This is a genomic window from Staphylococcus pasteuri, assembly GCF_030547725.1.
GTDB classification, from domain to species: domain Bacteria; phylum Bacillota; class Bacilli; order Staphylococcales; family Staphylococcaceae; genus Staphylococcus; species Staphylococcus pasteuri.
In genome coordinates, this window is record NZ_JAUOQO010001136.1 from 1 (window position 1) to 229 (window position 229).

A 229-nucleotide genomic window follows, 5' to 3' on the forward strand; every position below is an offset into this window, starting at 1 on the left:
GTGTATACCTTGATATTAGCCATCGTGACGATGAATTTATTGAGCTTCACTTCCCTACTATTCTCAAGCGCTGCTTAGAGCTAGGCATTGATATTCGCAAACAATCAATCCCGGTAGTGCCCGCAGCCCACTATACATGTGGTGGTGTGGTCACCAACCTGCAAGGCGAAACCGATTTAGCCAACTTATACGCGATTGGCGAAGTGGCTTATACCGGTTTACATGGCGC

1 protein-coding gene is annotated in these 229 nt (G+C 47.6%); it reads left to right on the plus strand.

All coding sequences use genetic code 11. The annotated features are described in order from the left end of the window. Window positions 1-229, plus strand: a 229-nt coding sequence (locus Q4528_RS16665) for an FAD-binding protein (protein WP_303522923.1), incomplete at both ends; no start/stop codon positions are given.